The 4,482-nt window shown below is 64.5% G+C and carries 6 protein-coding genes; 4 read left to right on the top strand and 2 right to left on the bottom strand.

Annotated elements, in window-relative coordinates:
• Positions 1-338, bottom strand: a 338-nt coding sequence (locus EOA38_RS28865; RefSeq protein ID WP_127300835.1) for a flavin reductase, incomplete at its 3' end; no start/stop codon positions are given.
• Positions 339-531: 193 nt separating this feature from the next.
• On the opposite strand from EOA38_RS28865, the gene EOA38_RS28860 reads away from it, so the two are divergent.
• Together EOA38_RS28860 and EOA38_RS28855 are read left to right on the top strand one after the other, a co-directional pair.
• A complete protein-coding gene (locus tag EOA38_RS28860; protein ID WP_127300834.1) occupies positions 532-1,596 on the top strand; it encodes a branched-chain amino acid ABC transporter substrate-binding protein in 1,065 nt (354 codons plus the stop codon).
• On the top strand, positions 1,596-2,612 hold the full coding sequence (locus EOA38_RS28855; RefSeq protein ID WP_127300833.1) for a P1 family peptidase: 1,017 nt from the start codon (positions 1,596-1,598) through the stop codon (positions 2,610-2,612). The genes EOA38_RS28860 and EOA38_RS28855 overlap by 1 nt, the downstream gene beginning before the upstream one ends.
• A 70-nt stretch (positions 2,613-2,682) precedes the next feature.
• Here EOA38_RS28855 and EOA38_RS28850 read toward each other — a convergent pair whose 3' ends face one another.
• On the bottom strand, positions 2,683-2,940 hold the full coding sequence (locus EOA38_RS28850) for a DUF2171 domain-containing protein (protein WP_127300832.1): 258 nt from the start codon (positions 2,938-2,940) through the stop codon (positions 2,683-2,685).
• Positions 2,941-3,092: 152 nt separating this feature from the next.
• On the opposite strand from EOA38_RS28850, the gene EOA38_RS28845 reads away from it, so the two are divergent.
• Both EOA38_RS28845 and EOA38_RS28840 read left to right on the top strand, forming a co-directional pair.
• Positions 3,093-3,818, top strand: coding sequence for a DUF2259 domain-containing protein (locus EOA38_RS28845; RefSeq protein ID WP_127300831.1), 726 nt, complete (start codon positions 3,093-3,095; stop codon positions 3,816-3,818).
• A 101-nt stretch (positions 3,819-3,919) separates the two neighbouring features.
• Positions 3,920-4,327 (top strand): hypothetical protein, encoded by a 408-nt coding sequence (locus EOA38_RS28840; protein WP_245480941.1) that lies wholly within the window; start codon positions 3,920-3,922, stop codon positions 4,325-4,327.
• Positions 4,328-4,482 lie beyond the last annotated feature (155 nt).

Raw genomic sequence — 4,482 nt, 5'->3', positions numbered from 1 at the left:
GGCGCGCCGGTCGAGATCATGTCCCATTCGGCGAGCGCGAAGCGCTCTTCGGACGGTAGGCCGGTCATGCCGGAAAAGCCGACCGAAACGGCCTCCTGGTCCGAGGCGAGCGTGTTCAGCGCGAAGTTGCCGTTCCTGATGAACGCTTCGTTCTTGGGATTCTCGCGGTTGAGGCAGACGAGCACGGTGGGCGGCGTGTCAGAGACCGAGCAGGCGGCAATCACCGTCGCGCCTCGCCTCCCGGCGGGGCCGTCCGTCGTCACCACATGCACATGGCCGGCAAAATGCGCCATCGCGTCGCGATAGTGCTGTGGCCCGATGTCATTGATCTTCAGCACCCGATGATCCACCTGTAAAAACCGAGTCCGTTATATATGGCGGCATATTGCATGCCACAAGTTGCTTAACACGGGCGAAGTGCTTGACCGCAATCCCGAAATTCGCGTGTTGCACCGGGATTAGCCAGCCTTTAGGTCTTTGCTGGAATAGTGCCGGAACCATACTCCCGGCACGGAGGACCTCTTCACCCGAATGCGCCTTCTCACGACGACTTTAGCCGCGCTGATTTCGCTGGCCGCGAGCGTCCATGCCGAGACGCTGGTTGGCGTCGCCGCGCCGCTGTCCGGACCATCGGCGATCCTCGGCAAGCAGATCGAGGCCGGAACAGGCCTGGCGGCGGAGGCCCAAGGCGTTCCCGTCAAGACCGTCGACGATGCCTGCACGGCCGACGGCGGCGCAGCGGCCGCCAGGCAGTTCGTGGACGCCAAAGTCAATATCGCGGTGGGTTTTCTCTGCACCGAGGCGATCGAGGCGGCGCTGCCGATCCTGAAGGACGCCAATATTCCGGTCATCACCGTCGGCGTGCGCACCGAAAGCCTGACCGATCGCCGCGCCAAGACCGGCTGGCCGGTTTATCGGCTCGGGCCGCGCGGCGACGACGAACGCAATGCGGTGGCCACGATCCTCACCCGGCTCTGGCAGAATGAATTGTTCGCCGTTGTCGATGACGGCACCATTTATGGCCGCGAGATCGCCGAGACCTTACGCGCGGCCGCCGAGCAGGCAGCGCTGAAGCCGGTCTTCGTCGACACGTTCCGGCCGCAGCTCGACAATCAGATCGGGCTCATCGGCCGGCTGAAGAAGGCAGGCGCGACCAAGGTGTTCGCCGGCGGCGACGGCGACGACATCGCCATCATGGGGCGCGACGCCGCCCAGCTCGGTGCCGGCATCACCTTCGCCGGCGGCGAAAATCTGCGCGCCCCGCCCGGAGATGTGCCCTATGCCGCCGGCACGCTGATGGTCGCGCCGCCCGAATGGGCCGAAATCGCCGACCCCAAGGTCGTGCAGGCTTTTGGCGAAAGGAACATTGTGACGGACGGCTATACCTTGCCGGCCTATGCCGCGGTTGAGGTCGCGAAGGCGGCGATGGCCGATGCGGAAAGCTCCGGCAAGCCGCCCGCCGAGGCCCTGACCGACCATGAGTTCGCAACCGCGATCGGCCCGATCCGCTTCGACGAGAAGGGCGATCTCAGCCAGAATCCGTTCCGCGCCTTCCGCTTCGACGGTACGCGTTTCGTGCCACTGGAGGAAAAGTGATGTTCCGCGCCGGACCGCGTAACCTGATCACCGATGTCGCCGGCATCAGCGTCGGCAATGCCGCCGATGCCAGGCTGAAGTCCGGCGTCACTGTGGTGCTGTGCGAGGAGCCAGCGGTTGCCGGGGTCCAGGTGCTGGGCGGCGCGCCGGGCACGCGTGAGACCGATCTGCTCGAACCGCAGAACTCGATCGCCGCGATCCATGCCATCGTGCTGTCCGGCGGCTCGGCCTTCGGCCTCGATGCGGCTTCCGGCGTGCAGGCGGCGTTGCGCGAAAGGAACGTCGGTGTGGAGGTGGGCGGCTTCCGCGTGCCGATCGTGCCGGCGGCGATCCTGTTCGACCTGCCCAATGGCGGCGACAAGGACTGGGGCCGTTACCCGCCCTATCGCGAACTGGGCTACGAGGCGGTTCAGGTTGCGGCAGCCGACTTCCCGATCGGCACTGTCGGCGCAGGCACCGGCGCTCTGACTTCCGGACTGAAAGGCGGGCTGGGCTCCGCCTCGACCGTGCTCGACAGCGGCGTCACCATCGGCGCGCTCGCCGCCGTCAACCCGACCGGTTCGGTGACGGTTGGCCGCAGCCGCCATTTCTGGGCGGCCCCCTTCGAGATCGGCGACGAATTCGGCGGCCTGGGTTATCCCGATCCGATGCCGGAAGACGCCAGGAAAATACTCTTGAAATACCGAGATAGACGCGTCGGGGCGCGGCCGGAAGGCAGCAGCACGACGATTGCCGTCATCGCCACCGACGCGGTTCTGACCAAAGCTGCGGCCAAGCGGCTGGCGATTTCGGCGCATGACGGCTTCGCCCGCGCCATCTGGCCGACGCACACGCCGGCCGACGGCGACCTGGTCTTCGCGCTGGCGACCGGAAGGAGCGGCATCGAGCTCGGAGCGGACGCCGCAATCGATCTCTACGCGACAGCCGGCGCCACCATGGCGCGGGCCATCAGCCGCGGCGTCTATGCGGCGACGCCCGCCGACGGCGATCTGTTTCCGGTCTGGTCCTCGCGCTAGAGCAATTCCAGGAAAAGTGTGTAGCGGTTTTCCGTCCGGAATTGCGTTAAAGCAAACCCAACGTTTCCGGTCAGGTCGGGTCGGACTTCTCTTCCTCGAAGGTCACCGCGACATCCGAATTCGCCGACAGCCAGACCTTATTTCCATCGATCTCCGCGACCAGGCTGAGCGGAATGTAGTGGTGATGGCCCCTGTGCCTGCCCATGCCGCTGTCGGCCTTGGTCAGCTTGATGCGCTGACCGTCGACCTTGTCGACGGTGCCGAGATGAACGCCATCGGCGCCGATCACTTCCATATGCTCGCGTATCTTGCTGATGTCGGTGGTCATGCTGGTCCTCCGTTGGATGGCCGCGCCCCCTGTCGATGTGAGACGGCCGACAATAACAAACGAGCGCCGGATTGGATGCATCGAGCAGCACGTCTCATTCACCATGCCGTGATAGGCATGACGTAGTCCCATTCTGATGGAGCGAACGGTCCGTGCGAATTCCTGTCCTGATGTGGATCTGGCTGCTTGCGCAGCTTGCGACGCAGTCCACGGCCACGGCCGGCGATGTCGCCGACCTTGAAATCCTGGGCTTCAGCCAGGATGGCGGCATCTTCGCTTTCGAGGAATACGGCGTTCAGGACGGTTCGGGGTTCCCCTATTCCAACCGCTATTACATCGACACCGCGACCGACACATTCTTTAAAGGCACCCCGATCAGGATCCGCCTCGACGACGAGGCTGCAACGCTTGATGCGGCACGTCTTCAAGCCAAACAGAAAGGCGAGGCTATCGTCAGCCAGGCCGAACTCACCGCCAATCGCGGCATCACAGCCGGTTTCAACGCTGTGACCGAGCTTTCAGCCGATCCCTACCGGATGGCAGTTAACCCGCGGCCGATCTTTTCCCCGGTCGACGATCCGCTCGAGTTTCGTCTCGACGAGATTCCCATGAACGACACCGAGGGCTGCCAGAGCCAAGGCGAGATTAACGGCTTCCGGCTGCTCCGTATCGAGGCCAAGGATGGGGGCAAGACGCAGCTCCTGCACGAGGACAAGTCCATTCCGAAAAGCCGAGGTTGCCCGAACGGCTACCGGATCGGCGCGGTGCAGACCTTCTCGATGCAAGGCCTCAGCGCCTATGCGGTGCTGATCGCAGTTCGCCAATACGGCTTCGAAGGGCCGGATTATCGCTGGATCGCAGTGACTGGCCGCCTGTGACACCGCTCGAGCGAGTTTCCCTGCGCCGCCGCCCGGGCCTACGTGAGGCGCTGCCAGCGCCGCGCACGGCAGTCTTAGGCGCGCTGCTGTGGGGCCTTGCGATGGCGGCCAGCGCTTGCGTCAATCTCTACTACTGGGAGACGCCTGACAGGATCCGATTCGTCGTGCTTTTGTATTTCATCGGCGGCGCGCTTGCCTTTCCGGTCGGGCTGACGCTCGCCAGGCTGGTATCGCGCGGCCGCCACTGGGAAACCGCGCTTGCCGCCGCATTCGTGTGCCTGCTCGGCGCCACGCTCGCCTTCACCGCAGGCCTGTTCGCGTTGCAATACCGCTCCTATTATGCCGAGTGGCACGCGCCTGCCTTCACGCTGACCTGGGCCTTCGAGTTCGTCTTCACCGTGCTGACGGCGCTCTACCAGTTCGTCGTCCTGGGTGTGCGGCTCTATTTTCCGCTCGGCTTTGCCGCACTTGTCGCCGCCAGCATCTGGTTTGCGCGCCAGCGGCGTTGAGCATTGGGCCGGCCTCTGTTAGGACGCGGCCGAAGCTTCTCCCAGCAGGACTCAGAAACGATGATCCCTCGCTATTCCCGGCCGGAAATGGTCGCCATCTGGTCGCCCGAAACCCGGTTCCGCATCTGGTTCGAGATCGAGGCGTATGCCTGCGA

Source organism: Mesorhizobium sp. M1E.F.Ca.ET.041.01.1.1 (assembly GCF_003997355.1).
Lineage (GTDB): Bacteria > Pseudomonadota > Alphaproteobacteria > Rhizobiales > Rhizobiaceae > Mesorhizobium.
The sequence above is the reverse complement of the archived record's forward strand: the minus strand, read 5'-3'. Positions and strand labels throughout refer to the sequence as shown.

What these genes read in the sequence shown, in the direction of transcription:
- EOA38_RS28855 (WP_127300833.1), top strand. Translation starts at nt 1,596, where the DNA reads ATGTTCCGCGCCGGACCGCGTAACCTGATCACCGATGTCGCCGGCATC.
- EOA38_RS28850 (WP_127300832.1), bottom strand. Translation starts at nt 2,940, where the DNA reads ATGACCACCGACATCAGCAAGATACGCGAGCATATGGAAGTGATCGGC.
- EOA38_RS28840 (WP_245480941.1), top strand. Translation starts at nt 3,920, where the DNA reads ATGGCGGCCAGCGCTTGCGTCAATCTCTACTACTGGGAGACGCCTGAC.
- EOA38_RS28860 (WP_127300834.1), top strand. Translation starts at nt 532, where the DNA reads ATGCGCCTTCTCACGACGACTTTAGCCGCGCTGATTTCGCTGGCCGCG.